Annotated in this window: 22 protein-coding genes, 1 other RNA gene and 2 pseudogenes; 16 read left to right on the top strand and 9 right to left on the bottom strand. The window is 71.7% G+C overall.

The genetic code is table 11. The features are described from left to right. Positions 1-41 precede the first annotated feature (41 nt). Both E0H26_RS14975 and E0H26_RS14970 read right to left on the bottom strand, forming a co-directional pair. Positions 42-980 carry a phosphotransferase gene (locus E0H26_RS14975; protein WP_131304267.1) on the bottom strand — a complete coding sequence of 313 codons (939 nt, stop codon included), beginning with the start codon at positions 978-980 and terminating at the stop codon, positions 42-44. Positions 981-1,021: 41 nt separating this feature from the next. Continuing rightward, positions 1,022-1,588, bottom strand: a complete 567-nt coding sequence (locus tag E0H26_RS14970) for a dihydrofolate reductase family protein (RefSeq protein ID WP_131304266.1) — start codon at positions 1,586-1,588, stop codon at positions 1,022-1,024. A 79-nt stretch (positions 1,589-1,667) separates the two neighbouring features. Here E0H26_RS14970 and E0H26_RS14965 point away from each other — a divergent pair, with 79 nt between their 5' ends. Together E0H26_RS14965 and E0H26_RS14960 are read left to right on the top strand one after the other, a co-directional pair. After that, positions 1,668-2,252 carry a TetR/AcrR family transcriptional regulator gene (locus E0H26_RS14965; RefSeq protein ID WP_131304265.1) on the top strand — a complete coding sequence of 195 codons (585 nt, stop codon included), beginning with the start codon at positions 1,668-1,670 and terminating at the stop codon, positions 2,250-2,252. A 104-nt stretch (positions 2,253-2,356) separates the two neighbouring features. Further along, on the top strand, positions 2,357-3,502 hold the full coding sequence (locus tag E0H26_RS14960) for a polysaccharide pyruvyl transferase family protein (RefSeq protein WP_131304264.1): 1,146 nt from the start codon (positions 2,357-2,359) through the stop codon (positions 3,500-3,502). A gap of 10 nt (positions 3,503-3,512) precedes the next feature. Here E0H26_RS14960 and E0H26_RS14955 read toward each other — a convergent pair whose 3' ends face one another. Together E0H26_RS14955 and E0H26_RS14950 are read right to left on the bottom strand one after the other, a co-directional pair. Next, the gene (locus E0H26_RS14955; RefSeq protein ID WP_131304263.1) at positions 3,513-3,719 is read right to left on the bottom strand and encodes a hypothetical protein; all 207 of its coding nucleotides are present in this window, start codon (positions 3,717-3,719) and stop codon (positions 3,513-3,515) included. 90 nt (positions 3,720-3,809) lie between these two features. Next, the gene (locus E0H26_RS14950; protein ID WP_131304262.1) at positions 3,810-4,679 is read right to left on the bottom strand and encodes a carbohydrate kinase family protein; all 870 of its coding nucleotides are present in this window, start codon (positions 4,677-4,679) and stop codon (positions 3,810-3,812) included. 113 nt (positions 4,680-4,792) lie between these two features. On the opposite strand from E0H26_RS14950, the gene E0H26_RS14945 reads away from it, so the two are divergent. The 3 genes and pseudogenes from E0H26_RS14945 to E0H26_RS30610 form a co-directional block, all read left to right on the top strand. Continuing rightward, positions 4,793-8,050: a DEAD/DEAH box helicase gene (locus E0H26_RS14945; protein WP_131304261.1), complete on the top strand. Its 3,258-nt coding sequence runs from the start codon at positions 4,793-4,795 to the stop codon at positions 8,048-8,050. Continuing rightward, positions 8,047-8,658: pseudogene (locus E0H26_RS14940) on the top strand (SWIM zinc finger family protein); the annotation flags it as partial. The gene E0H26_RS14945 and the pseudogene E0H26_RS14940, both read left to right, overlap by 4 nt. 75 nt (positions 8,659-8,733) lie before the next feature. After that, positions 8,734-8,958 (top strand): annotated as a pseudogene (locus E0H26_RS30610) (SWIM zinc finger family protein); the annotation flags it as partial. 36 nt (positions 8,959-8,994) lie between these two features. Here the strand turns inward: E0H26_RS30610 and E0H26_RS14935 are convergent. After that, a complete protein-coding gene (locus E0H26_RS14935) occupies positions 8,995-9,252 on the bottom strand; it encodes a DUF3040 domain-containing protein (protein WP_131304259.1) in 258 nt (85 codons plus the stop codon). 444 nt (positions 9,253-9,696) lie between these two features. Between E0H26_RS14935 and E0H26_RS14930 the strand changes: the two genes are divergently transcribed. Genes E0H26_RS14930 through E0H26_RS14920 form a run of 3 tightly spaced genes read left to right on the top strand, consistent with a single transcriptional unit; the run spans position 9,697 to position 14,530 of the window. Continuing rightward, entirely contained in the window at positions 9,697-11,727 is a 2,031-nt protein-coding gene (locus E0H26_RS14930; protein ID WP_131304258.1) for a DUF1800 domain-containing protein, read from the top strand. Between the two features lie 8 nt (positions 11,728-11,735). Beyond that, positions 11,736-13,115, top strand: a complete 1,380-nt coding sequence (locus tag E0H26_RS14925) for a DUF1501 domain-containing protein (protein ID WP_131304257.1) — start codon at positions 11,736-11,738, stop codon at positions 13,113-13,115. Next, positions 13,112-14,530 carry a ferredoxin reductase family protein gene (locus tag E0H26_RS14920; protein ID WP_131304256.1) on the top strand — a complete coding sequence of 473 codons (1,419 nt, stop codon included), beginning with the start codon at positions 13,112-13,114 and terminating at the stop codon, positions 14,528-14,530. The genes E0H26_RS14925 and E0H26_RS14920 overlap by 4 nt, the downstream gene beginning before the upstream one ends. Positions 14,531-14,539: 9 nt before the next feature. Here the strand turns inward: E0H26_RS14920 and E0H26_RS29955 are convergent, their stop codons facing one another. Beyond that, a complete protein-coding gene (locus E0H26_RS29955; protein ID WP_240742184.1) occupies positions 14,540-14,866 on the bottom strand; it encodes a hypothetical protein in 327 nt (108 codons plus the stop codon). A 10-nt stretch (positions 14,867-14,876) separates the two neighbouring features. Here E0H26_RS29955 and E0H26_RS29950 point away from each other — a divergent pair, with 10 nt between their 5' ends. Both E0H26_RS29950 and E0H26_RS14910 read left to right on the top strand, forming a co-directional pair. After that, a complete protein-coding gene (locus E0H26_RS29950; protein ID WP_240742183.1) occupies positions 14,877-15,137 on the top strand; it encodes an FMN-binding protein in 261 nt (86 codons plus the stop codon). Between the two features lie 47 nt (positions 15,138-15,184). Further along, entirely contained in the window at positions 15,185-15,907 is a 723-nt protein-coding gene (locus E0H26_RS14910; RefSeq protein WP_131304437.1) for an FAD:protein FMN transferase, read from the top strand. A 328-nt stretch (positions 15,908-16,235) separates the two neighbouring features. Here the strand turns inward: E0H26_RS14910 and E0H26_RS14905 are convergent, their stop codons facing one another. Further along, positions 16,236-16,907, bottom strand: a complete 672-nt coding sequence (locus E0H26_RS14905; RefSeq protein WP_131304254.1) for a bifunctional DNA primase/polymerase — start codon at positions 16,905-16,907, stop codon at positions 16,236-16,238. A gap of 247 nt (positions 16,908-17,154) precedes the next feature. Between E0H26_RS14905 and E0H26_RS14900 the strand changes: the two genes are divergently transcribed. The 6 genes from E0H26_RS14900 (at position 17,155) to rnpB (ending at position 22,540) form a co-directional block, all read left to right on the top strand. Further along, positions 17,155-18,384: a helix-turn-helix domain-containing protein gene (locus tag E0H26_RS14900; RefSeq protein WP_131304253.1), complete on the top strand. Its 1,230-nt coding sequence runs from the start codon at positions 17,155-17,157 to the stop codon at positions 18,382-18,384. Between the two features lie 16 nt (positions 18,385-18,400). Further along, complete coding sequence (locus E0H26_RS14895; protein WP_131304252.1) at positions 18,401-18,973, top strand: flavoprotein; 573 nt, start codon at positions 18,401-18,403, stop codon at positions 18,971-18,973. Between the two features lie 118 nt (positions 18,974-19,091). Beyond that, positions 19,092-19,994: a Nif3-like dinuclear metal center hexameric protein gene (locus E0H26_RS14890; RefSeq protein WP_131304251.1), complete on the top strand. Its 903-nt coding sequence runs from the start codon at positions 19,092-19,094 to the stop codon at positions 19,992-19,994. After that, positions 19,984-20,721 (top strand): zinc ribbon domain-containing protein, encoded by a 738-nt coding sequence (locus tag E0H26_RS14885; protein ID WP_131304250.1) that lies wholly within the window; start codon positions 19,984-19,986, stop codon positions 20,719-20,721. The genes E0H26_RS14890 and E0H26_RS14885 overlap by 11 nt, the downstream gene beginning before the upstream one ends. A 3-nt stretch (positions 20,722-20,724) precedes the next feature. After that, complete coding sequence (locus E0H26_RS14880; protein ID WP_131304249.1) at positions 20,725-21,915, top strand: bifunctional RNase H/acid phosphatase; 1,191 nt, start codon at positions 20,725-20,727, stop codon at positions 21,913-21,915. A gap of 210 nt (positions 21,916-22,125) precedes the next feature. Further along, positions 22,126-22,540: RNase P RNA component class A (gene rnpB / locus E0H26_RS14875), an RNA gene on the top strand. Between the two features lie 588 nt (positions 22,541-23,128). Here the strand turns inward: rnpB and E0H26_RS14870 are convergent. Next, the gene (locus E0H26_RS14870; RefSeq protein ID WP_131304248.1) at positions 23,129-24,616 is read right to left on the bottom strand and encodes an SEC-C domain-containing protein; all 1,488 of its coding nucleotides are present in this window, start codon (positions 24,614-24,616) and stop codon (positions 23,129-23,131) included. Positions 24,617-24,899: 283 nt separating this feature from the next. Further along, positions 24,900-25,278: WD40 repeat domain-containing protein (locus E0H26_RS14865; protein WP_420812845.1), on the bottom strand; the 379-nt coding region annotated here is incomplete at its 5' end.

Here is a 25,278-nt window from a genome sequence, read left to right as displayed (position 1 = left end):
CCGGACGCTCAGTCGCGGCCCGAGCGGGAGGCCCACAACGCTCAGCCGGCCATTCGCTCGGCCAGCCAGGAGAGCGCGACGTCGGCCTGGGCCTGCTGGAACGCCCGGAGGGTGGGGATGCCCGGCGGCGGGGGCAGCCGGGCCCGGTCGGTGAAGAAACCGGCCAGGCCGGCGTAGAGGCCGGTCACCGTCGCCGGGTCGGCGTCGGCGAGGACCGGCAGCCGACGCAGCAGGGCCTCGGTGTCGTGCCCGCCGTGCAGGCGTACGTCCAGCAGCAGCAGCGCGGTGTCCAGCCAGGCCGGGCCACGGGCGGCCCACGGCCAGTCGACCACGGTGACCCGTCCGGCCGCGTCGACGAGCAGGTTGTCGGCGCGTACGTCGACGTGGCAGAGGGTGTCGCCGGTCAGCGTGCGGAGGGCGTGGTCCGTGGCGGCGCACAGGTCGTCGAGGTGGGCACGGGCCCAGGGGTGCAGGTCCGGTGGTGGGTCCTCGGCGACGCGGCGCCAGCCGGCGAAGTCCTCGGCCAGGTGCTCGGCGACGGTCGGTACTCCCGACACCGGGGCGGGCGTGAGCGCCTCGGCCATCGCCGCCATCGCCGCCAACACGGCGTCCAGTTCCTCGGCCGCCCAGGGGGTGATCGGGTGCCGCCCGTCGACGTCGGTGAGGACCATCGCCACCCAGTGGCCGTCGTCGTGGCAGCCGAGCAGCCGGGGCGTCGGGGCGTACGCGGGCAGCGCGGCGGTGATCCGCGCCTCGGTGCGGTGCATGTTCGGGGTGTCGGGGTTCTGCGCCGGGCTGGCCGCCTTGACGAAGGCCCGTCGGCCGTTGGCGGTACGCACCCGGTCGGCGGTGCCGGGCGAGTAGCCGCCCGGCTGCGACACCGCCTCCACCACCCGGTCACCGAGGATGGTCTGTACGGCAGCCTGCACGTGGGCGGGCAGGTCGGCCCAGCCGATCCGGCGTAAGGAAGCGTCGTTCATGCCCCCACCGTCGGGGACCGGCGGCCCGACCGGCAAGGCGTTTACCGCGTATAGCGCACGATGATTACCCCGCCGCCGATGGGCGTGGCGTCGAGCAGGGTCAGGTGTTGCGGGTCGAAGGTCTGCTCGACCAGCGGGATGCCGCTGCCGACGACGATCGGGTTGAGTTTGACCACCAGCTCGTCCACTTCGGAAAACAGCTGTCCGGCGAGGTGGCCGCCGCCGCAGAGCCAGATGTCGCCGCCCGGACGGGCCTTGAGATCGCGGACGAAGGCCACCGGATCGCCCGAGACGATCTCCACCGCCGGGTCGTCCGACGGGGGCAGCGAGCGGGCGAAGACGTACTGCCTCAGGTGGGCGTACGGACTGGTGACGCCCAGATCGAGGGCGGGCTGGTAGGTGCCGTGGCCCATCAGCACCGTGTCGAACCGGCCCTGCGGGCGGTCGATGCCGAGCTGCTCGTGGGCGACGGTCGGGAAGGTCTGCGGCCAGTGCGTGGCGAGGTGTTTCGCCACGTCGGGATGCGGGTCGAGGAATTCGTACGACCCGTCCGGGGCGGCGATGAAGCCGTCGATGGTGCTGGCGACGTAGTAGACGAGCTTACGCAAGCCGGATCTCCAATCACTACGGATGTCGTGGTTGTGGCAACGTACAACAGCTGTCGTGGTTGTTGCTAGGGTTTTCGGTGTGGCGCGCAACCCCGAGCGGCGGGCGGCCCTGGCGGACGCCGGGCTGCGGGTGCTGGCGGCGCAGGGGGCCCGGGGGCTCACCCACCGGGCCGTCGACGCCGAGGCCGGGGTCCCGGTCGGCACCGCCTCCAACTACTTCCGCTCCCGCGACGCCCTGCTCGGTGCGCTCGGCGAGCGGATCTTCGAGCGGTTCGCCCCCGACGACGCCGTCGTGGCCGGACTGGCCGCCCGGGAACCGTCGTCGGCCCTGCTCACCGACTACGTCCGGTACATCGTCGAGCGGACCACCCGGCACCCGGAACTCACCCGCGCCCTGATCGAACTGCGCCTGGAATCGGCCCGCCGCCCCGACCTGGCCCGGATCCTCGGCGAGACGCTGCGCCGGGGCTACCGCGAGGACGTCGCGTTCCACCTCGCCGCCGGACTGCCCGGCGGCGCGTTCGAGGTGGCCCTGCTGCACTACGCGGTGGACGGGCTCCTGCTCGATCTGCTCACCACCTCGATCGACGCCGGGTTCGACCCCGACGAGGCGGTTGTCGCCCTGGTGTCCCGCCTGGCCGGCGAGGTCCCGCCCGGCGGCTGAGGCAGCCCAGCTCCGGCCACGACCGGGCCGCCCCGCCCCGCCGATGACTGTTCAGCGGTGCAGCGGGGAAACGTCGAGCGGACGCACCTGGGGAGGAGCGACGGATGACGCGTGGCGGACTGACCATCGGCGTGCTCGGCTCGTACGGTGGGCGCAACCTCGGCGACGAAGCCATCCTCACCGGCCTGCTGGCCGACCTACGCCAGCAGGAGCCGAACGCGCGGATCATCGTCTTCTCGCGGAACCCCGAGCACACCCGGCAGTCCCATCCGGATGTGGAGGCGGTGCCGTGGGAGGGGGTCAGCCGGACCGACTCCGCCCTCGTGCTGTCCCAGCTCGACCTGCTCATCCTCGGCGGCGGCGGAATCCTCTACGACAAGGAGGCCCGCCGTTACCTGCGGGTCGTCCGGGTCGCGCAGGAACGCGGTCTGCCACTGCTGACGTACGCGGTGGGCGTCGGGCCGCTCAGCGAGATGGTGGACACCGGCATGGTGCGGGAGACGTTGGCCGGCGCCACCCAGGTGACCGTACGCGACCAGGAGTCGCGGATGGTGCTGGAGGAGGCCGGCCTGCTCAACCCGATCACCGTCACCGCCGACCCGGCCTTCCTGCTGGAGCCCGAGGAGTTCCCGCCCGAGCTGCTGCGTGAGGAGGGCGTGCCGGCCGGCAAGCGGCTGGTCGGCATGAGCGTCCGCGAGCCGGGCCGGGCCGCGGAACGGCTCGACGTGGACGGCTACCACCGGCTGCTGGCCCAGATCGGTGACTTCCTGGTGCACCGGATCGACGCGCACGTGCTGTTCGTGCCGATGGAGCGGGACGACATCCGGCACTCGCACGGGGTGCTGTCGCACATGATCGCCGCGGAGCGGGGCCGCATCCTGCACGGCACCTACTCGCCCCAGCAGGTGCTCGGGTTGATGCGCCACTTCGACCTGGCCGTGGGCATGCGGCTGCACTTCCTGATCTTCGCCGCGATGATGGGTACGCCGTTCCTGCCGCTGCCGTACGCCGGCAAGGTCTTCGACCTGGCGCAGCGACTGGGCGTGCCGGCGTTGCGCGGCGTGGAACGTGAGGTGGAGGGCCCGCTGCTGGCCGAGGTGGACCAGCTCTGGGACGAGCGTGACCAGCGTGCCGAGACCACCGCCCAGCGGGTGGCGCAGGTGTGCGACGAGGCCCGGGGCACCTCCCACGTGACCCGGGCGGTGCTGGAGAGCCTGCGTAGCCGTTCCCTCGTCGAGGTCGGCGCCTGACCCGTGGCGGTCAGACCGCCGATCCTCGCCAGCGGTAGCGCCACTGGCGGCCATCGGCATCGAGCGATTCCAGCTCGTAGATGTCCGCCTCGGCCAGACCCGCCGGCCCCAGATGATGGTGGGTCAGCGGTGGCCGGCCGTGCGGATCCAGCTCCACGGTCACCTGCTGCCCGTCCGCCGAACCGCCCACCAGCGGGATCTCAAGCGTTGCTGCCATGCGCCCATCCTGCCCCGTGGGCCGCCGCCCCGCAGCGGATCACCGGCCACACCCGCCGTCCCGCCGGTCGCCGCCTGGTGCGGACGACGGTCATGCGCGGGGGAGGAGGCCGGGCGGGTACTCCATGCCGTCGTGGGTGCAGGCCGCGGCGGCGACCCGGGCCGCGTACCCGGCCGCCTCCGTCCACGTCGCGCCCTGGGACCGGGCGGCGATGATGCCGGCCGCGAAGGCGTCCCCGGCGCCGTTGGTGTCGACCACCGGGCCGGGTGGTGTGGCGGCCGGTATCCGGGTGACGGTGCCGGCGAGGTGCAGCTCGGCGCCGTCGGCGCCCCGGGTCACCAGCACCGGGCGGGGGGCGAGCGCGGCCGCCACCGCCGCCGACCGGTCGCCCAACGCGACCCCGCTGACCAGCACCAGCTCGGCGACCTCGGCGAAGGGACGGTGGTACGGATGGTGGCCGTCCCAGTCGTGCAGGTCGGTGGAGCTGCCCACCCCCTCGGCCAGCAGGCCGCCGAGGGTGGGCAGCAGGTCCCGGACCCAACCCATGATCGACAGGTGGACGTGCGTGGCCTGCCGGACCAGCGCCGCCAGCCGCGCCACCGGGAAGGGCGCGGGCCCGGCGCAGGGGCGGGGGTCGTACAGCGACATCCGCCGTCCGGTGGGATCGACCAGGTTGACCGAGCGGCGGGTGCCGGCCGGCTCCTCGGCCAGCACGGTGTGCACAGCGGTGCGGCCCAGCGCGGCCCGTACCACGTCACCGGCGGGGTCCGCGCCGATGGTGTCGACCACCGCCACCCGCAGCCCGAGCGCGTGCGCGGCGAGCACCACACCGGCGCCGGTGTTGCCGATCCGCAGGTCGATGGGGTCGACGGTGACGGAGTCGACGACCGGCAGCGGCAGGGCGGGCACCCGGACCCGCACGTCCACCCCGAGGCCGCCGATCACCAGCAGGTCGTACATGGCGCCGACGGTAGTCGGGCCGGATCGGCCTATCCTGACCCGGGTGTTAAGAGGGGACCCCTGCTCTACCGGAGGCGTTAACCGGGGGCCCTTCCTTTCGAAGGGGGTTGCGGGTGCTGGTCGTCCACGGGATGTGGCTGCCGGGCCGGGGCCTTGCCGTCTGGGGCGAGGACAGCACCCTGCCGCCGCGTGCCCCACGGCGACCCGGCCGGGTGCCCCGGGAACGGCCGCACCCGTTCGCCGCCGGGCACACCGCGCTGGCGGCCGTGCTGGCCGAGGCCGCCGAACCGGCTGATCTCGGCACCGCGCTGCTCACCCTGCCCACCCGCGCCGGGTCCCCGGTCGACTCGCCGGAACTGGTGCGGACCACCGTCGTGGAACCGGTCCGTGGCCCGGTCACCCTGGCCGGTTGGCGGGTGCCCATCCTGGCGTACGCCCCGGACGCGGCGCTGCCGTTGCTGCGTACCCTCGACGGGCTGGCCGCCGTACCCGGTGCGACCCTGCGGCACCTGGCCGAAGTGGCCGCCTTCGCCGCCGACCTGGCCACCCGTGGCCGGGTCCTGCCCGGCCTGGCCGACCCGGCCGCATCCGACCCGACGTCCGGCACGGCCGCACCCGGCGCGGCCTCCCGCACCGCCGCCGGCCAGGCTTCGCGCGCGGGCGCACCCGCTCGTACCTCCCGTGCGGTGGCCGCCGGCCGAGCCTCCCGTGCGGTGGCCTCGGGCCGGGTGTCCCGCGCGGGCGCAGCTGTCGTGGTCGGCACCCGCGCCGTGTGGCGGCCACTGCTCACCGGCACCGACGCGGCCTGGGCGCGGGCGTTGGCGTTGGCCCTGCCGCCGGCCGTCCGCGCGGTGGTCGAGGTGGACCTGCCCGGCGGGCCGACCACTGACGCCGCGCCCGCGCCCGGACTGCTGGTCGGCGATGCGCTCGACCGGCTCGCCGACGCGGCGGTGCGGGCGGTGCTGCCGCCGGCCACCCTGGCGCGCGGGGTACGGCGCGACGGCGCGGTGGCCGCCTGGCTCGGCGCGCTCACCGGGCCGCAGCGCGGGTTCACCGCCGAACCGGCGGCGCTGGATCTTCTCCGCACGGAACTGGACGCCTGGCAGCGGGATGCGGCCGGCGGGACGGTACGGGCCAGCTTCCGGCTGGTCGAACCGCCGGACGAGGAGATCGACGCCGAACTGATCGTGGAACCGGCCGAACCGGAGCCCGGCGTGGCGGCCGAGGAGACGTGGTGGGTGGAGTTCGGGCTCCGCGCGGCCGACGGGTCGGGCCTGCACGTCGACGCGGGCGAGGTGTGGCGCGGTGCGGGCGTGCCGGCGGTGGACAGCCCGCAGGAGACGCTCCTGGCCGAGCTGGGCCGGGCCAGCCGGCTGTGGCCGGAGCTGGACGCGGCGCTGCGCAACGCGACGCCGGAGGGCCTGGAACTGGACGTCGAGGGCGCCCACCGGTTCCTCCGGGAGGGCGCGCCGATGCTGCACGCGGCGGGATTCCCCGTGCTGCTGCCGTCGTGGTGGCAGCGACCCTCGGCGCGGCTCGGCGCGCGGCTGCGGGCCAGCTCCCGCACCGCACCCGGCACCGTCACCGGCCCCGGTGACCGGGTCGGGTTGGACGCCCTGGTCGACTACCGCTGGGAACTGGCCCTGGGTGACCAGCCGTTGACCGCCGAGGAGTTGGCCCACCTCGCCGAGCTGAAGACCCCGCTGGTGCGGCTGCGCGGGCGCTGGGTCGAGCTGGACCCGAAGCGGCTCGCCGCCGGCCTGCGGCTGTTGCGGTCCGCCGGCGAGCTGACCGTCGCCGACCTGCTGCGGCTCGGGCTCGCCGACGCCGAGCAGCCGGACGCGTTGCCGGTGCTGGAGGTGAACGCCGACGGGGCGCTGGGCGATCTGCTCGCCGGGTCCGTGGAGCAGCGGCTCGCCCCGCTGACCGAGCCGCCGTCCTTCGCCGGCACCCTGCGGCCGTACCAGCGGCGGGGTCTGGCCTGGTTGACGTTCCTCCAGTCGCTCGGGCTGGGCGGGGTGCTCGCCGACGACATGGGGCTCGGCAAGACGGTGCAGCTGCTGGCGTTGTTCGCGGCCGACCCACCGCAGGCCGGGCCGACCCTGCTGGTGTGTCCGATGTCGCTGGTCGGCAACTGGCAGCGGGAGGCGGCCCGGTTCACCCCCGAGCTGCGGGTGCACGTGCACCACGGCGCGCAGCGGGCGCGGGGCGCCGAGTTCGACACCGCCGTACAGGGGGTGGATCTGGTCCTCACCACCTATCCGACGGCCGCCCGGGACGCGGCGGACCTGGCCGGTGTCGACTGGCATCGGGTGGTGCTGGACGAGGCGCAGGCCGTGAAGAACGCCGCCACCCGCCAGGCGGAGGCGGTCCGCGCGCTGCCGGCCCGGCACCGGATCGCGGTGACCGGTACGCCGGTGGAGAACCGGCTGGCCGACCTCTGGTCCATCATGCAGTTCGCCAACCCCGGACTGCTCGGCCCGGCGGCGACGTTCCGCAAGCGGTTCGCCGAGCCGATCGAGCGCCACGGTGACACCGAGACCGCCGAGCGGCTGCGCCGGATCACCGGCCCGTTCGTGCTGCGCCGGCTCAAGACCGACTCGTCGATCATCTCCGACCTGCCGGAGAAGCTGGAGATGGAAGTCGTCTGCAACCTCACCGCCGAGCAGGCGGCGCTCTACCGGGTGGTGGTCGACGACATGATGGCCCGCATCGAGTCCAGCGACGGCATCGAACGGCGGGGCCTGGTGCTGGCCACCATGACCCGGCTCAAGCAGGTCTGCAACCATCCCGCGCAACTACTGCGCGACGGCTCGGCGTTGGACGGACGGTCCGGCAAACTGGCCCGGTTGGAGGAGATCCTCGACGAGGTTCTCGCGGCGGGGGAGAAGGCCCTGCTGTTCAGCCAGTACGCGGAGTTCGGCGGGATGCTGCGCGGCCACCTGTCGGCCCGGTTCGGCCGCGAGGTGCTGTTCCTGCACGGCGGGGTCGCCAAGGCCGACCGGGACGAGATGGTGACCCGGTTCCAGTCCGATGGCGGCCCGGCCCTGTTCGTACTCTCCCTCAAGGCCGGTGGGACCGGTCTGACGCTGACCGCCGCCAACCATGTCGTACACGTCGACCGGTGGTGGAATCCGGCGGTCGAGGACCAGGCCACCGACCGGGCGTTCCGGATCGGCCAGCGCCGTCGCGTGCAGGTCCGCAAGTTCGTCTGCGCGGGCACGGTGGAGGAGAAGGTCGCCGCGCTGATCGCCGAGAAGCGTGGGCTGGCCGCGTCGGTCGTCGGTACCGGCGAGCAGTGGATCACCGAACTCTCCACCACCCAGCTGCGCGAGCTGTTCAGCCTGGAGGCCGGGGCGGTGGCCGAGTGACCGGCCCGACCAGCACCGAAGGGTGGGGCCGGTACGCCGACTACGGCCGGCCGCGCCGGGTCGACGGCGGGTTGCGGGCCCGCAGCACCCGGGGCGCCATCGGGGTTTCCTGGTGGTCCCGCCGGTTCCTGGAGGTGCTGGAGTCCTTCGCGCTCGGCACCCGGCTGACCCGCGGCCGGTCGTACGCCCGCGCCGGCCAGGTGGTACGCCTCGACGTCGCCCCGGGCGTGGTGAGCGCGGCGGTGCAGGGCTCCCGGCCCCGGCCGTACCAGGTCCACATCGCCCTGCCGCCGTTTCCGCCGCAGTTGTGGGACCGGATCGAGGCGGAACTGGCCGCACAGGCATTCTTCAGCGCCCGGCTGCTCGCCGGAGACCTGCCGGCCGAGCTGGAGGAGCTGTTCGACGCCGCCGACGCACCGCTGTTCCCGGCCACCGTGACGGAGCTGGACCAGCGCTGCTCGTGCCCGGACGCCGCGGTGCCCTGCAAACACCTCGCGGCCACCTTCTACCTGCTGGCCGAGGCGTTCGACGCGGACCCGTTCGCCCTGCTGCACTGGCGTGGCCGCAGCCGCGACGACCTGCTCGACCGGCTCCGCGTACTGCGCGGCGCCGGCCACGAGCCGGGTACCGTCCAGCCTCGGTCGCCCGCCGGTCAGCCGGACGGTCGGACCACTGTGGCCGGTCCACCGGCCGGCGCGGCACGAGCCCTCGCCGACCTGCCCGTCGCGCCGTTGGCGGAGACGGTCGACCGGTTCTGGCTGCCGCCGGTGCCGCTGCCGGACCGCCCGCCCAGCCTGGCGAGCCGTCCGGACCTGCTGTTGCGGCAGCTCGGCGCGCCCGCACCAGCGATCGGCGGGCCAGGACTACTCGAACGCCTGCGCCAGGCGTACCGGCAGCTCGGTGAGTGAGCCGTCGGCCCGGTCGGCCGGTTCCGGCGGCGGTGGTCAGAGCCAGCGTTGCCGGAACCGCCACATGAGCACCGCGCTGGTCAGCAGCACCACGGCGAAAAGCGCCCCGGTCAGCCGTCCGAACGCCACGGTCGCCGCCGGCAGGGCCGCCCACAGCAGGATGGTCAACAGCAGCAGCCACCGGCCGCGACGACCACGGGCCCGACTGTCGAGCCGGGCGAAGAACGCCGGGTCGCTCTCCCGCAGATTGCGGGTGATCTGCTCAAATCTGCGCTGATCCTCTTTGCTGAGCATGTGCCTTCCCCTCACGCGTTCAGCAACGGTGTCGCGGAATACCCACTGCGGAGCGGGCTCACGCGCTGGTCCTGCTGCTACTTTCGCCGGCCGGCCAAGGCAGTCGGTCCGACGTTGAGGGTGGGCTTATCCGGGCCTTAAGTTTCGCTGTGCGACCGAACCGCACCGGCCGGGGCGGCCGGGGTGGGAATGTCACCGGCGCGCGGCGGCGGTTTCCGAACTGCCTGCTCGCGCGGTGCGTACCCGAACCGGCCGGTAGCTCCGCGAGTCCCATTCGTGTTGAGCGGCGTCTTAAGTGCCGCGCCGGGGAGCGCTGCGCCACCTTGTCGCGGTCGGGGTGGCTGGCTACCTTCCCGTGCAACCCTCTCAGGCATCAGTCGTCGCACCTCACGGCCCCCGCACGGTCATGAGTTGTCGGCGCTCGGTAGAAAACGGGACCGCTGTATGGCCGACCAGCATGTGCCACCACGCCGCCCCGGGGACGATCCCGGTTGGGATGCGAGCCGGCAGCCCGGCACCCCCGCACACCAGCCCCACCCGTACCCCCGCCCGCAACCGCATCAGCCGCACGGCTACCCCGGCCAGCCGGCGCCGACCGTCAGTCGCCCGCAGTGGATCGGTCCCGACGGCTACGGCGCCCCACCGGCCCACCCCGGCGGACTGCCCGATCTGGACGGTGACGGCGACGGGCCGGTTCGCCGGTCCGGGCGCCGCCGGGCGCTGGCCGCCCTCGGCGGAACCGCCGCCGTGGTCGCCGGCGGCGCCGCCCTCGCGCTGAGCCCTCAACTGCGTGGCCTGCTCGGCGACGAAGCGGCGGTGGCCGGCGACGCCACCGGCACGACCACCACCGACGGTACGGCGGCCCGCCCGAGCGGGCAGCGGCCCAGCACGGTCCGCACCTACACCGAGCAGAACGAGAGCTACATGGGCTCCCGGGCCGGCGCGGCGCTGAAGAAGAACGCGCCCAAGGGCGGGCGGGTCCACTCCGGTCCGGCCGCCGCCGCGGCGGAGACCAAGGTGACGGTGAAGACCGTGCTGGCCAAGGACCCGGCGCTGCACCTGGCCCGGCGGCTGACCTTCGGGCCGACCGCCGCGGTGCTCGCCGACATCAAGGAACGGGGCATCGACGGCTGGGTGCGCTGGCAGTTGGAGCCGGAGAAGATCGCCCCGACCAAGGCGGAACTGCGACTCGCCGAGCTGCCCACCCTCAAGCTGACCCCGCAGCAGCTACGCGATCAGCGCGACCAACTCAACGAGCGGGGTGCCCAACCGGAACGCGAGATGGTCGACGCCACCATCGCCCGCCAGATCTGGTCGGACCGGCAGCTGTTCGAGGTGATGGTCGACTTCTGGAACGACTTCCTGCACGTCGCCGCCGAGTTCGACGGCGGGGAGGTCTACCGCAACTCGTTCGACCAGGACGTGATCCGCAAGCACGCGCTGGGCAGCTACCCGGAGATGCTGCTGGACGCCAACAAGCACCCGGCGCTGCTGCTCTACCTCAACCAGGTCGACTCCCGGGCCGACGCGGTCAACGAGAACCTGGCCCGGGAGAACCTGGAGCTGTACTCGGTCGGTGTCGACGGCGGCTACACCGAGGCCGACGTACGGCAGGCCGCGCTGTTGCAGACCGGCCGGGGCGTCCAGGACGGCAGGTACGTCTTCCGTCCCGAGCGGCACTACGTCGGCAAGGTGAAGATCCTCGACTTCACCCACGCCAACAACTCGGCGGACCCGAAGAAGGCCGAGGCGGCGATCGACGCGTACATCGCGCACATCGCACTGCACCCGTCGACGGCGAAGTACGTGGCCCAGAACCTGGCCGTCCGGTTCGTCTCGGACACCCCGCCGAAGTCCCTGGTGGACCGGCTGGCCAAGACCTACCTGACGAACAAGGGCCGGATCAAGCCGGTGCTGCTGACCCTCTTCAGCTCCTCGGAGTTCTGGGCGGCGGTCGGGCAGAAGGTCCGCCGCCCGCTGGAGTACCTGGTCGCCACCTACCGCACGCTCGGCGTCTCCCCGGAGGCGGCACCGAACCACGACAACGGCGACAACCAGCGCACCCCGTACGCCCGCGGGCTGCGCCAGGTCCACGACAAGCTCCGCGAACTCGGCCACTACCCGATGGGCCAACCCACCCCGGATGGCTACCCGGACGTCTACGTGGCGTGGACGTCGGCCGGCACGATGGTCAACGGCTGGAACGAGGCCAACGAACTGCTCGCGGCGTACCGCACCACGTTCACCTTCACCCGGCCGGAGAAGCTGGTGACCAACCCGCCGGCCACCGCCGGGGCGTACGTGGACGCGCTGGCCCGGCGGCTGGTGCGGCAGAAGCTCACCGACAAGGAACGGGCACTGGTCCTCGACGTGGCCGGGGTGTCCGCCGGTACCAGGGTCGACGCGACGTTCGACGGTGCCATCACCGCCGTCGCGCGGGCGATCCTCGCATCCCCCCAGCACCACCTCCGGTGAGGCATCCGATGGAGAAGACTGTGTACTCGTACCCCCTGCACCCGGACTGCCCCGACCTGCGCCGGCTGGCCGACAACCCGGCCGAGGCGCTGCTGCGGGCCGAGGCCGACATCGTGGCCGCCGAGAACACCGCCGAGGCCGACCGCTACCGGCGGCTGGAGGACCTGGAGGAAGCCCAGCAGGACGGACGTGGGGTGACCCGGCGTACCTTCGTCGCCGGTGCCGCCGCCACCGCCACCGCGCTGGCCACCGCCCAGTTCGTGACCACCTCGGCGTCGTTCGCGGCGACCAAGACCGGCACGCTGATCCACGTCTTCCTCTACGGCGGTCTGGACGGCCTGAGCCTGATCGCCCCGAACGACGACCCGGTGCTCAACCGGGCCCGCCCGGACCTGCTGCTGCCCGACGACTCGCTGGCCGTCGGGCGTGGCTTCAAGCTCACCAGCGCGTTCCAGCCGCTGGAGCCGTGGCTGCGCGCCGGGCAACTCGGCTTCATTCCCGGTGTCGCCGACCCCCGCCTGTCGCGCAGCCACTTCCAGGCCGCCGACGCCTGCAACCTGGGCGGCCTGCCCGGTGAGACCGGCGGGCGGGGCTGGCTGGACAGCCTGGTCGACACGCTCGGCAAGGGCACCGCGTTCCGCAGCGTCGGCGTCGGCAGCACCCTGCCCCGGTCGCTGGTCGGCAACAACGGCGCGATCTCGCTCAACAGCGTCGGTTCGTTGCGGCTGGCCGGTGACGACCGCTACCGGGAGGCCACCGAGAAGGCGATCCGTGGCCTGTTCACCGGGATCAACCACCCGGTCGAGGAGTCGGTGCACGCGGGCCTCGGTGCGCTCGCCACCGCCCGCAAGATCTCCGCCGAGCCGTACCGGGCCGCCGAGGGGGTCGAGTACCGGGGCGTCGGCTTCGCCTTCCAGCAGCTCGCGCAGCTGATCAAGGGCGGGGCGAACGTCCGGGTCGCCACCGTCGGCATGGGCGGCTACGACACCCACGAGAACCAGGGCACCCGCGACGGCGGGCAGCTGTACCGGCGGCTCAACGAGCTGGCCGGCGCGATGGCGGCGTTCTTCACCGACCTCGGTGACCGGGCCGCCGACGTGACCATCATGGTCTCCAGCGAGTTCGGCCGGCGGGTCGCCTCCAACAGCGGCGGCACCGACCACGGCCACGGCGGGGTGGTCACCATCCTGAGTGGACGCAAGCTCGCCGGTTCGCTGCTCGGCACCTGGAACGGGCTGGACACCCTCGACTCCGGCGACGTACCCGAGTACAACAACATGTTCAACGTCTACGGGTCCGTCGCGCAGGGCCGGTTCGGGCTCACCAACGCGCAGATCGACAAGATCTTCCCCCGGATGAAGTACGCCCCGATGAAGCTGTACGCGTGACCTACCCCGGCACATACTCCGAGCGCCGGCCCGGGCACCAGCAGCCCCGGGCCGGCGTTCGGCCACCCGCGCCCGCACCGCTGCCGGTGCCACCGCGACGCGGCCCGGCCGGCCGGCGGATCCTGACCGTCCTCTTCCTGGCCGGCCTGGTCGCCAGCGTGCTGCCCTGGTGGCTGGACACCCCGGCCGGTTCGCTGACCGGGGCCACCGCGATGACCACCGCGGCCGGCCAGATCACCGGACTGCTCGCCGGCTACCTGCTGCTGGTGCAGGTGCTGATGATGAGCCGGCTGCCACTGCTGGAACGTGCCGTCGGCGGCGAACGGATCGGCCGCTGGCACCGCGACGTTGGCGCCACCCTGCTGGTCGCGGTGCTCGCGCACACCGCCCTGATCCTGGTCGGCTACGCCGGCCTGGAGGGCCGCTCACCGCTGGGCCAGGCCGGCGTCATGCTGCGTGAGTACGACGACATGGTCTCCGCGTTCGCCGCCGCCGGCCTGCTGGTGCTGGTCGGGCTGGCCAGCGTCCGGGCGGTACGCCGAGCGCTGCCGTACGAGCTGTGGCACGCCACCCACCTGGCCGCGTACGCGGTGCTGCTGCTCGGCTTCGCCCACCAGTTCAGCAACGGCTCGCAGCTGTTCCGCCCCGGCCCGGTGCGGACCGGGTGGATCGCCGCCTACCTGCTGGTGCTCGCCGCCCTCGCCGGGGGCCGGGTGATCGTCCCGCTGGTGTTCAACCTGCGGCACCGGCTGCGGGTCGCCGACGTGGTCGCGGAGAGCCCGGACACCGTCTCCATCTACCTGACCGGCGAGCGGCTGGACCGGCTGGAGATGCTCGGTGGGCAGTTCTTCCGCTGGCGGTTCCTGGCCCGGGGCTGCTGGTGGCAGTCGCACCCGTTCTCGGTCTCCGCCGCGGCCAACGGCCGCTGGCTGCGGCTGACCGTCAAGGTGGTCGGCGCGTACACCCGTGACCTGCGTGACCTCGACCCGGGCACCCGGGTCTGGGCGATCGGGCCGTCGGGCACCTTCACCGCGGCCCACCGCACCCGCGACCGGGCCCTGTTGATCGCCGGGGGCAGCGGCATCACCCCGCTGCGGGCGATGCTGGAGGAACTACCGCCCGGCGCCGCCCTGATCTACCGGGCCCGTACCCCGGCCGACGTGCTGCTGCACCGGGAACTGGACTGGCTGGCCCAGGCGCGCGGCGTGCAGGTCTGGTACGTCGTCGGCTCCCGCCGCGACCCCGGGCCGCGCCAGGTGATGACCCCGGACGGGCTGCGTCGGCTGGTGCCGGACCTGCCCCGCCGCGACGTGTACCTGTGCGGCCCGCCCGGTCTGGTCGAGCAGTGCCGGCAGATCCTGCGCCAGGCCGGGGTGTCCCGCCGGCAGATCCACCTCGCCACCTTCGAACTGTGAGAGGGACCGTCAGATGCGTCGCGCGCTCGTCGCGATCACCGGACTGGCCGCCAGCACCACGGCGTTGGTCGTGCTCAAGGCCGCGCCGGGCACCAGCCAGGTCGCCCAGGAACTACCCGCCGGGCAGGCGCCGGCCGCCCCCGTCCCGGACGAGCCGTCGCCGGACAGCTCAGCCGCGCCGACCAGCCGTGCACCGGCGGCCACCAGATCACCCAGGCCCGAACGCCGCGCGTCGAGTTCCCCGACGCCCCGCCCGACGGCGACCGGCGCCACCAGGACCTCACCGACGCCGCGTACCAGCACGGCGGCACCCCGGCCGACCGTCCGTACGGTCACCGGGCCGGTGGTGTCCAACGAGTTCGGCAACGTGCAGGTGCAGATCACGGTCTCGGGTAGCCGGATCGTCGACGCGGTGGCGGTGGAACTGCCGGAGAAGACGGCCCAGTCGGCGCGGCGCAGCGAGGACGTGAACAGCCGCTACAGCGGCACCAGCGGCATGGTGGTGGCGCGGCAGGGCGCCGACCTGGACACCGTCTCGGGGGCGACCGCGACCAGCGGGTCGTACCGACAGTCGCTTCAGGCCGCGATCGACCGGGCGCGCGGATGAGCGCGGCCACCTCGCTGCGTCCGGGCCTGCGCCGGGTCGAACAGATCATGGGTACGGCGATCAGCCTGGACATCGCCGACGACCTGCCGGCGGCCGAGCTGACCGCGCTGGCCGACGAGGTGTTCGGCTGGCTGCGCCAGGTGGACGCCCGGTTCAGCACCTACCGTCCGGACAGCGAGGTGTGCCGCTTCGAGCGGGGCGAACTGCTGCTCTCCGAGGCGTCGGCGGACCTGCGCCGGGTGCTGGAACGCTGCGCCGACCTGTGGGCCGCCACCGACGGCTTCTTCGACGCGTACGCCACCGGCGGGCTGGACCCGTCCGGGTACGTCAAGGGCTGGGCCGCGCAGGTCGCCTCGGATCGGCTGCTCGCCGCCGGGGCGGCGAACCACTGTCTGAACGCCGGCGGTGACGTGCGGGTGCGCGGCCGGTCGTCGACCGGTGCGCCGTGGCGGGTCGGGGTGCGGCACCCGTGGGACCCGTCGGCGACCTGCCTGGTGCTGGCCGGGACGGACCTGGCGGTGGCCACGTCCGGCGTCTACGAACGGGGCCCGCACATCCGCGACCCGCGTCGGGGCGAGCCGGCGCGGGGCCTGCGGTCGGTGACGGTGGTCGGCCGCGACCTCGGGCTGGCCGACGCGTACGCCACCGCCGCGCTGGCGATGGGGGTGGCCGGCATCGGCTGGCTCGACCGGCTGCCCGTGTACCGGCACGCGGTGATCACCGACGATGCCCGCTGCCTGCACTCCACCGACCTGCCGCTGGTCCCCTGAGCGTGGTCGAACGAACCTGCCCGCGTCGGCGTCCCCGCCGCGGCGGGGATCACAGCCAGCGGGTCGGCCGGTGGTTGATCGCCGGACGTGAACCGAGTGGTCGGGGCCGCCCGGGGCGGGCGCCCGGCGGTCGGGTGGCGGCCCACCGGCGGCCGGGCCGGTGCCGTCGTGGTGGCTCGGCACCGTTCGGGTGGTGTGTGGTGTCGTCCGTGGCCATCGCCGATCCCCGCTCCCGGCGCGGGTGCGCCGTCCTGGTGTTCAACGACCACCCGCCGTCGGGCGTCGCTGGCCGGACGGGCACCGCTCGGCCCTCACCCGCCCCGACGGGTCACCTGCCCCGGCGGGGCAGCGGCAGATGACCGGGCACCAGCGCCGGCACCAGCGTGACCCCGGTGGCCCGCAGCGCGTCGATCAGGGTGTTCTGGACGAGGTAGGAGTCCGGAAGTTGCCAGCGGGCCTGCTCCGGTGCCACCGCCCAGCGGACCGGCCCCTCGGGCAGTCGGGTGGGCGGCGCCGCGATCCACGAACCGGGACCGTGCCGTACCACCTGGAAACAGTGCTCCAACTCGGGGCGCAGCGGGTCGCCCGGACGCACCAGGAACATCCACCGCCCGGTCGGGGTGACCAGCACCGGACCGCGTACGCCGGGCCCGGCGGGATGGGCCGCGACCGCGTCCAGCACGAGGCGGCCCAGGTCGGCGGAGACCTCCAGCACGTCGAAGGAGCGGCCGGTGGGCAGCAGTACGCCGTGTGGACGAGACCGCCACCAGGTCGCCACCCGGGCCGGATCGGCGCTCGCGGCGTGCTCCCAGTCCTCAAGGGCCGGATGGCAGCCGACGGTGGGGCAGCCGGCTCTGCCGCAGACGAATCGGCTCCGCGCCAGGCAGGCACCCGGGGTCACCTCCCAGCCGTGCATCGCGTACCGCACCGCCACCCGGCGCAGCCGTACCCGCTCCAACGGCGACAGATGTGCCACCCGAGGCCCGACGTTCCCCCACATTGCTGCCAACTCCCCTCGCCGGACCGGCCGGTGCGGATCTCATGTAGAGCGCCGTCACTGCCGTCGCTCGCGATCGTTGCTTTGGACAAAGTGGCTCATGCAACTTGCACGAAAGCTACGAGGACTGGCCGTACGGCTGACGTACAACCAGTGCGACCAGCGGAAACCTGAAGTACAAACGGATCACCGCGCCCGCGGATCGGCCCACGGCTCCTGGCTAGGGCTCCATCAAGGGAGGACTGGGGAGATGGACGAACTACCCATAGGGCGGCGGGTGGCCTACTGGCGGGGGCGGCGCAAGATGTCGCAGCAGGTCTTCGCCGACCGGTTGGGCAAGTCGAAGAGTTGGGTCGACAAGATCGAACGCGGCGTGCGCCGGCTGGACAAGTTCTCGGTCCTCTACGAGATCGCCGACATCCTCCAGATGGACGTGCAACTGCTGCTCGGCAAGGACCCGGAGCGGCGTACCGACGCGCTCAACTGCATCGAGCAGTTCGAGGTCGAGGAGATCCGGGCGGCGCTGGAACGGTACGACTCGGTCAGCGCGTACTTCGACGCGGCGCCCTGCCCGCCGCCGCTGGCGGACATGAGCAAGGCCGTCACCCACGCCTGGCTGACCTACCAGTACGGCCGCTACGGAATGCTGACCCGGGCGCTGCCCAAGCTGCTGCGCGACGCCCAGGCGGCCGACGCCGCCTACGGCGGTGATCAGGCGCAGCGCGCCGCCCACCTGCTCGCGCAGGTCTACCAGATCTCCTCCTCGGTGCTGCGCAAACTAGGGGAGTCCGAACTCGCCTGGCTCGCCGCCGACCGGTCCATCGCGGTCGCCCAGCGCGCCGACGACCAACTGCTCGCCGGAATCGCCACCACCCGGGTCTGCAACGCCCTGGCCGCGATGGGCCGGGCCCGGCCGGCGCTGGAGCTGAACGTCACGATCGCCAACCGGCTCGCCCCCGGTGGGCGCAACGACACCAGCCCCGAGCGGGTCTCGGTCTACGGCATGCTGCTGCTCCAGGGCGCGATGGCCGCCGCCCGGATCGGCGACACCGCCACCGTCGAGGACCTGCTCGACGGCGCCCACGAGGCGGCGAAGGAACTCGGCGGCGACCAGAACCACTACTGGACCTCGTTCGGCCCCACCAACGTCGAACTGCACCGGGCGGCGGCGGCCGTCGAACTGGGTGACGGCGGCCGGGCGGTCGAGGTGCACCTGCTGAAGATCCGGGACGCCGCCTTCGACGCGCTGCTGCCGGAACGGCGCGCCCATCACCTGCTCGACCTGGCCCGGGGCTACGCCCTGATCGGTGACGTGGCCAACGCCGGAGAGATGTTGCTGCGCGGTGATCGGCTCGCCCCGTCCGAGATCCGCTGCCGGCCGATCGCCCACATGGTGATGTCGGACGTCCTGCGTCGCACACGGGGTGCGCCGCCTTCGCTGATCGCAGAGTTGGCTGAGCACATGGGAGTAGGAGTATGACCTCGGGGCCGGTCTGATGACCGGTTCGCACCGCCATGACGGGCACCGTGAGGTGCTGTACATCATCGCCTGCGGTTCGCCGCTGGCCCGAGACGTCGGCCGGCTCGTCGAGCTGGCCCAACAGGACGGCTGGGACGTCTGCGTGGTCACCACGCCGGACGGCGCCAAGTTCGTCGACCGCGCCGCCCTGGCCCGCCAAACCGGCCACGCGGTGCGTACGCACTACAAGAATCCGGGTGACCCGGACGTGCTGCCACCAGCCGATGCCATCATCGTCTGCCCAGCCACGGTCAACACGATCAACAAATGGGCGGCCGGCATCGCCGACACCCTCGCCCTCGGCCTACTGGTCGAGGCACAGGGCAGGGGCGTACCGCTGGTCGCCGTGCCATACACCAACGCCGCGATGGCCGCCCACCCCGCCTTCCGGGCGGGCATCGCCCGACTGACCGAATGGGGGGTACGCGTCCTCTTCGGCGACGACGTCCTCCCGCTGCACCCACCCGGAACCGGGGAACGGCACCAGCACGCCTTCCCCTGGCCGCTGGCCCTCACCGCCCTACGCGACCACCTCATCCACACCGCTTGAAAGGAAGGGCCCCTTGTTAACGCCTCCGGTAGTACAAGGGGCCCCTATTAACACCTCACCTCCGCCGTCGGCCGGGTGACGTCCCGCGACGCCGCCGACGCCGGTAAGCTGGCCCGCCGTGAGCACAACCGCAGCCGTGCCGACCGTCGCCGACGTCGTGGCCGAGCTGGAGCGGCGCTACCCGCCGAGCTGGGCCGAGGAGTGGGACCGCGTCGGCCTGGTGCTCGGCGAGCCGTGCGCTCTCGTACGCCGGATTCTCTGCGTCGTCGACGTCGTCCCCGAGACGGTCGCCGAAGCCCTGGCCGCCGGCGTCGACATGATCATCGCCCACCATCCGCTGCTGCTGCGCGGCGTCTCCACGGTGGCGCCGACGACGTACAAGGGCCGGATCATCCACCAGCTGATCAAGGCCGACGTGGCGCTGTACGTCGCGCACACCAACGCCGACGTGGCCGCCCCGGGCGTCTCCGACGCACTCGCCGCCCGGCTCGGGCTGACCGACCTGCGCCCCCTGCAACCGTCCCGGCCGGGTACGCCCGCCGCGGGCGAGGGCCGGGGCGCGGGCCGAATCGGCCGGCTGCCCCAGCCGATGAGCCTGGCCGAGCTGGCCCGGCACGCCGCCGCCGTGCTACCGGCCACCGCCGTCGGCGTACGCGCCGCCGGAGCCCCGGACCGCACCGTGCGTACGATTGCCGTCTGCGGTGGGGCCGGGGACAGTTTCCTGGCCGACGCGACCGCCGCCAACGTCGACGCCTACCTCACCTCCGACCTGCGCCACCACGCGGCCGGCGAGCACCTCGCCACCGACGGGCCGGCGCTGCTCGACGCCACCCACTGGGCCACCGAGCGGCCCTGGCTGGACGACCTGGCCGCGCTGCTGCGGAGCACACCGGGCGTCGAAACCCTGGTGTCCGATCTGGACACCGACCCGTGGACCGTACACGCCGCCTCACCCTCAGCGGGCGCACCCGCAGTGGCCCACCCCGTAGCGGAGAACAAGGAGCCCGATCGTGAAGGCTGACCCCCAGGTCCAGCGCCGCCTGCTCGACCTCCAGGCGATCGACACCGCCCTCGCCCAGCTCGCCCACCGGCGGCGGTCGCTGCCCGAGCGCACCGAACTGGAGGCCCTGGCCCGGGAGCTGTCCGCCCTCGAAGACGAGCGGGTCCGTGCCCAGGTCGCGGTCGACGACCTGGACCGGGACATCGCCCGCCTGGAGAAGGACGTCGACCAGGTACGGGCGCGCAAGGCCAAGGACGAGGACCGGCTGGCCGCCGGCACCGGCCCGGCCCGTGAACTGGAGGCACTGCAACACGAACTGGTCTCGCTGAACCGCCGGCAGAGCGACCTGGAGGACGCCGAGCTGGAACTGATGGAGCAGCGCGAAACCGCCCAGTCGGTGCTGGACGGGGTGGAACAGCGCCTCGCCGAGGCCCGCGAGCGGCGGGCCGCCACCGAGCAGCGGCGCGACGAGAGCCTCGCCGAGATCGGCCGGGAGGAAAAGTTCAAGCGCTCCGCCCGTCAGCCGCTCGCCAACGACCTCCCCGCCGACCTGGTGCAGCTCTACGACCGGATCCGCACCGACACCGGGCTCGGCGCCGCACTGCTCTACGCCGGGCGCTGCGGCGGCTGCCGGCTGGAAATCTCCGGCGCCGACCTGGCCCGGATCCGCAAGACCGACGCCGACGAGGTGGTCCGCTGCGAGGACTGCCGCCGGATCATGGTCCGTACCAACGAGTCCGGGCTGTAGCCGGTGGCACCGCGTACCGTCCTGGTCGAGGCCGACGGCGGCGCCCGGGGCAATCCGGGCCCGGCCGGATACGGCGCGGTGCTCCGCGACCCGGCGACCGGTGAGGTGCTGGCCGAGCGTAGCGCCGCGATCGGCACCGCCACCAACAACGTCGCCGAATACCAGGGCCTGATCGCCGGCCTGACCGCCGCGGTCGAACTGGGCGCCACCGAGGCCGAGGTCCGGATGGACTCCAAGCTGGTGGTCGAGCAGATGTCCGGCCGCTGGCAGATCAAGCATCCGGGGCTGCGCCCGCTCGCCGCCCAGGCCGCCCGACTGGTCGGCCAGATCGGCACGGTCCGGTTCAACTGGATTCCCCGGGAACGCAACATCCACGCCGACGCCCTCGCCAACGCCGCCATGGACGCCGCCGCGACCTCCGGCGTCGCCGTACCCGCCGTCGAGCCGCCCCGCGAACTGGGCGGCCCGCAGCCGGCCGACGGCGGCGCGGCGAAGATCGCCGCCCGGGCCGAGGCGCCCGGCGCCGACCTGACCGCCGTACCGGTCTCCTGGGAGCCCCGCCCCAGCTTCACCGCCACCCGGCTGATCCTGGTCCGTCACGGCGAAACCGAGTACACCGAACAGGGCCGCTACTCCGGACGCGGCGACATCGCGCTGTCCGAGAAGGGCCGGGCGCAGGTGCGGGCCACCGCCGCCCGGGTCGCCGCGCTCGCCCCGAACGCCGCCGCCGTGGTCAGCTCACCGTTGTCCCGGTGTACGGCGACCGCCGAGGCGATCGCCGCCGCCATCGGCGAACTGCCGGTACGCCGCGACGACGACCTGATCGAGTGCGACTTCGGTGCCTGGGAGGGCCGCACCTTCGCCGAGGTACGCGAACAATGGGCGGGCGAACTCGACGCCTGGCTCGCCTCCACCCGGGTCGCCCCACCGGACGGCGAATCCTTCGCCGAGGTCGCCGAACGATGCGCCCGGGTGGTGCAGCGGCTGCTCGGGGCGTACCCCGGCCAGACCGTCGTGGTGGTCTCGCACGTCTCGCCGATCAAGCTGATGCTGCGCGACGCGCTCGCCGCCACCGACGCCTTCCTGCACCGCCTCTACCTCGACGCCGCCGGCATCTCAGTCCTGGACCGCTGGCCCGACGGCGGCGTAGCCGTCCGCTCCATCAACGAAACCTCCCACCACCCCACCCCCTAACCCCTCTCTCCCTCACCCCACCGCTTGTTCTCGTCGATCATGCAGTTGTGGTCGCCGTTGCGTGCCCTTTGTTCTTTTTGCCCGGACCAAAAGCGCAAGATCGACGAGGTCGGGTGGGGTGGGGCGGCAGCGTGGGGGAGGGGTGCGGGTGTCTGTGCGGGCGTGGCAATAGCCGTCGAGTCGGTGTCGTTAGGATGTGTGCGCGACGGACGAGTCGACCGGGCGGTCGCGTCGGCGGGCAGCAGCCCGCTGCCGAGGAACGTCCGGACTCCACAGGGCAGGGTGGTTGCTAACGGCAACCCGGGGCGACCCGCGGGACAGTGCCACAGAAAACAGACCGCCGCCCCCATCGGGGACGGTAAGGGTGAAACGGTGGGGTAAGAGCCCACCAGCACCCCGGGTGACCGGGGTGGCTCGGTAAACCCCACCCGGAGCAAGGCCAAGAAAGGGCCGTCACCGCATGATGACGACCCGCGCAGACGCTTGAGGGCGGCCCGCCCGATGTCTGCGGGTAGGCCGCATGAGCCTGTCGGCGACGGCAGGCCGAGATGGATGGCCGCCGCCGGCGCGAACCTCTCGGGGTACGCGCCGCGCACAAAATCCGGCGTACAGGTCGACTCGTCCGTCGCCCACCAGCTCAGAGCCGCGATCAAGGCTCTGAGTTGGTTCTATATCCGGGTGTCGATGGTCGCTCATGGTCAACATTGGCCGGCGTTTGACGGCCCACCGACGGCCCAGACGGCCCAGAGGCGGCCCGGAAAGCCCTCGCCTGCGACGGTGCTTTGGTGGGCTCGGTGGCGGCCTGGTCCTCGTTGAGGGCGGGCGACCGTGGGGAAGCGGGTCGGGCACGTCTTGGCGGTGGAGCTGGTGCCGCGAGCCGGTGACACGTTGGCAAGCCAGTCCCGGGGTTGGACTGGCGCGGCAGCCGGAAGCCCCGACCAGGCGATCGGGGCGAGCTGTCGGCTTCCGTCACGGCCTCGCTGGGTCGGCTCCTGACCTGCTGGGGGCGGTGTCCCGGCGGCTGTCGGTGGCTCACCGCCCCGGCGCCGTAGGCGGCTGGGGCGGCTTGCCGCCGGCCGGGCTTCCCGCCCCGCACCGCGCGGAGCGCGGTGCCTTGATCCAGAACAGAGGAAATCGGCAGCAGGATCAAAACTTGATCAAATTCTTGCTCCTCCCGTGATGAACGGTAGCGCCTTGGTCGTGATTAACTGTTTCAAATTTTCCCCTGGATTGTGTACCTTGGGATATTGCGACAGCAAAATTTATATTTGAGTCCGCTGCCGCACTCGCAAAATCTGTATACCCCGTCCTGATATTCACTTGAGGTGAGGTCACTGCGCCTGGCCGGAGGAACGAAATCCGTAAAAATTGATCCTTGGGTAACTACAATATCCATGCTTGGTTGGGCGGGAATTCCCCAAAATTCGCTTCCCCCTTGGTCGTTAATTCCTTGGGCTTCCTGCGGTGTCGCTCGAAGTTCCTGCCCAGCCTTGCGATGGTGCTTGGTGAGAGTCGTCCATACTGTGGGGGCAGCACCTCCTCCCTTTGGGAGTATCTTGTCTTTAACTATTTCGATTAGGGCCGCCGTGGATACTCCTGCTACCCCCCCTGTGGGAAACGCAATCTCGGTGGCCACGCCTGCTGCGAGTCCAAATGCGTGGCCTCCGTACGTGACACCGATTCGGCTGAGCAGGCCACGATTAGCTTCATTCCTTGCAGCTGCAAGTATTGGCTGAAGGACGGCGTTCTCTCGGTCTTGAAGGTATAGGTTCCTGGCATCTTCGGATTCGCCAGGAAGCTCTCCGTAGATGCCGTATAGCTGCCTGCGAAACTCTCCGAAAGTATCGTCGTCGTGGATATCGGCCACGACGTCCGGGGTTAGTCCGTGGAAAATGGGAACGTTTGAGGATATTAGCAGTTCACTTACCCTAGCCTCGGCCCGCCGTAAAGCTGCACCAGCCTGGCCGCAAAGGTATTGCTCAAAGGAGAAGGGTGCGCAGTATGTGGCACCGGTGTGAGCGGCTGTCACGAACTCCCGTGCAAAGTATCGTGCGGCTCGTCCGATTGCTTCTAGAAGCTGTTTTTCGCGTTCCCCTCCGGCAAAGATGAACAGCCCTCGTACGTTGTCCGCGTGCGCCAGGTCCTCTGGGTCGAATCTTCGGGTCACTTCGAATGGTGAGCCGATTTGTTCCATCATGCTACGTGTGACGGATTCGATTTCCGGTGAGGCCGACCGATGAATAGCATAAGTCGGAAGGATTTCTATCAATCCGGCCTTGGCTAGCGGTGCGAGCTTCATGAGCTGCGGCGTGATGTTGCTTAGGAAGGCTCGCGTCTCCGCGATGTTCGGTTCGCCGGTTTCGCTGAGGAAGCCTGGCCGGCTGGACATGGGCCTTTCTAAATAGTACTGATCGAAGCCAAACCAGTCAGATACTGGATCTCGCACCACTACCCGATTGGAGTAGAGTAGGGAAGTCAGAATCAGGTCGCTCGACCAAATAGTGAAGGGGTTTGCTGAGACCCAGCCTCCGAGGTATGTCGCCCCGTATTCGGCCGGCCTTTCTGATGGGGGTCCGGTTGATGACGCGAGGCGGCGAACCTCCTCGCCAAACTCCATCAGTTCCTTGCCGGACATTTTCTGAAAGTCTATTTGTCTGCTACGCCAAGCGTAGTTCTCGATAACGTCCAGTATTGTGTGCACTTAGCTCCTTGGAATGGTAAGCGCTTCGCGGCTGGCGCGAGGTTAGGAAGATTCTTGCTGGAGCCGATAGACTCTGACGATCCGGTCGACATTGCTGCCGCGTCGGAAGATCGTTTCCTCTTCGATTAGCTCTGTGTCAATTTGAACTCCAAACAGCTTTGCGAGTTCGGCGGCTGCCTTCACTGTTCGCGCCGACGCTCTTTCATCTCCGCCTCGAAGATGTGCCGCCAGCCGCCGGCAAGCGTCTCGCGGGCGGCCTGCGCGTACTAGCTCGACGACACGGTCAAGCGTGAGGCGTGCCCCGTTGACGAACCCAGACCAGCACAGTTCGGTCGCTGCTGCCGGAAACGATGCGATGCTGGCTATCCTTGCTGGGCAGCACGGCCACGGAGGACACCCAGCCGGTGTGGCCGGTGAGTTCGGCTAGTTGAGTGCCGTTGTCGGGGTCCCATACCCTTACTGTTTCATCGCCGGCGGAGACGATGGTGTGTCGCCCGTCTGGATTGGGCAGCACGGCCACGGAGGACACCCAACTGGTGTGGCCGGTGAGTTCGGCTAGTTGAGTGCCGTTGTCGGGGTCCCATACCCTTACTGTTTCATCGCCGGCGGAGACGATGGTGTGTCGCCCGTCTGGATTGGGCAGCACGGCCACGGAGGACACC

Source organism: Micromonospora zingiberis (genome assembly GCF_004331455.1).
Taxonomy (GTDB): domain Bacteria; phylum Actinomycetota; class Actinomycetes; order Mycobacteriales; family Micromonosporaceae; genus Micromonospora; species Micromonospora zingiberis.
This window is presented reverse-complemented; position numbering and strand designations above follow the sequence as displayed.

What these genes read in the sequence shown, in the direction of transcription:
- E0H26_RS14975 (WP_131304267.1), bottom strand. Translation starts at nt 980, where the DNA reads ATGAACGACGCTTCCTTACGCCGGATCGGCTGGGCCGACCTGCCCGCC.
- E0H26_RS14960 (WP_131304264.1), top strand. Translation starts at nt 2,357, where the DNA reads ATGACGCGTGGCGGACTGACCATCGGCGTGCTCGGCTCGTACGGTGGG.
- E0H26_RS14955 (WP_131304263.1), bottom strand. Translation starts at nt 3,719, where the DNA reads ATGGCAGCAACGCTTGAGATCCCGCTGGTGGGCGGTTCGGCGGACGGG.
- E0H26_RS14950 (WP_131304262.1), bottom strand. Translation starts at nt 4,679, where the DNA reads ATGTACGACCTGCTGGTGATCGGCGGCCTCGGGGTGGACGTGCGGGTC.
- E0H26_RS14935 (WP_131304259.1), bottom strand. Translation starts at nt 9,252, where the DNA reads ATGCTCAGCAAAGAGGATCAGCGCAGATTTGAGCAGATCACCCGCAAT.
- E0H26_RS14930 (WP_131304258.1), top strand. Translation starts at nt 9,697, where the DNA reads ATGGCCGACCAGCATGTGCCACCACGCCGCCCCGGGGACGATCCCGGT.
- E0H26_RS14925 (WP_131304257.1), top strand. Translation starts at nt 11,736, where the DNA reads ATGGAGAAGACTGTGTACTCGTACCCCCTGCACCCGGACTGCCCCGAC.
- E0H26_RS14910 (WP_131304437.1), top strand. Translation starts at nt 15,185, where the DNA reads ATGGGTACGGCGATCAGCCTGGACATCGCCGACGACCTGCCGGCGGCC.
- E0H26_RS14905 (WP_131304254.1), bottom strand. Translation starts at nt 16,907, where the DNA reads ATGTGGGGGAACGTCGGGCCTCGGGTGGCACATCTGTCGCCGTTGGAG.
- E0H26_RS14900 (WP_131304253.1), top strand. Translation starts at nt 17,155, where the DNA reads ATGGACGAACTACCCATAGGGCGGCGGGTGGCCTACTGGCGGGGGCGG.
- E0H26_RS14895 (WP_131304252.1), top strand. Translation starts at nt 18,401, where the DNA reads ATGACCGGTTCGCACCGCCATGACGGGCACCGTGAGGTGCTGTACATC.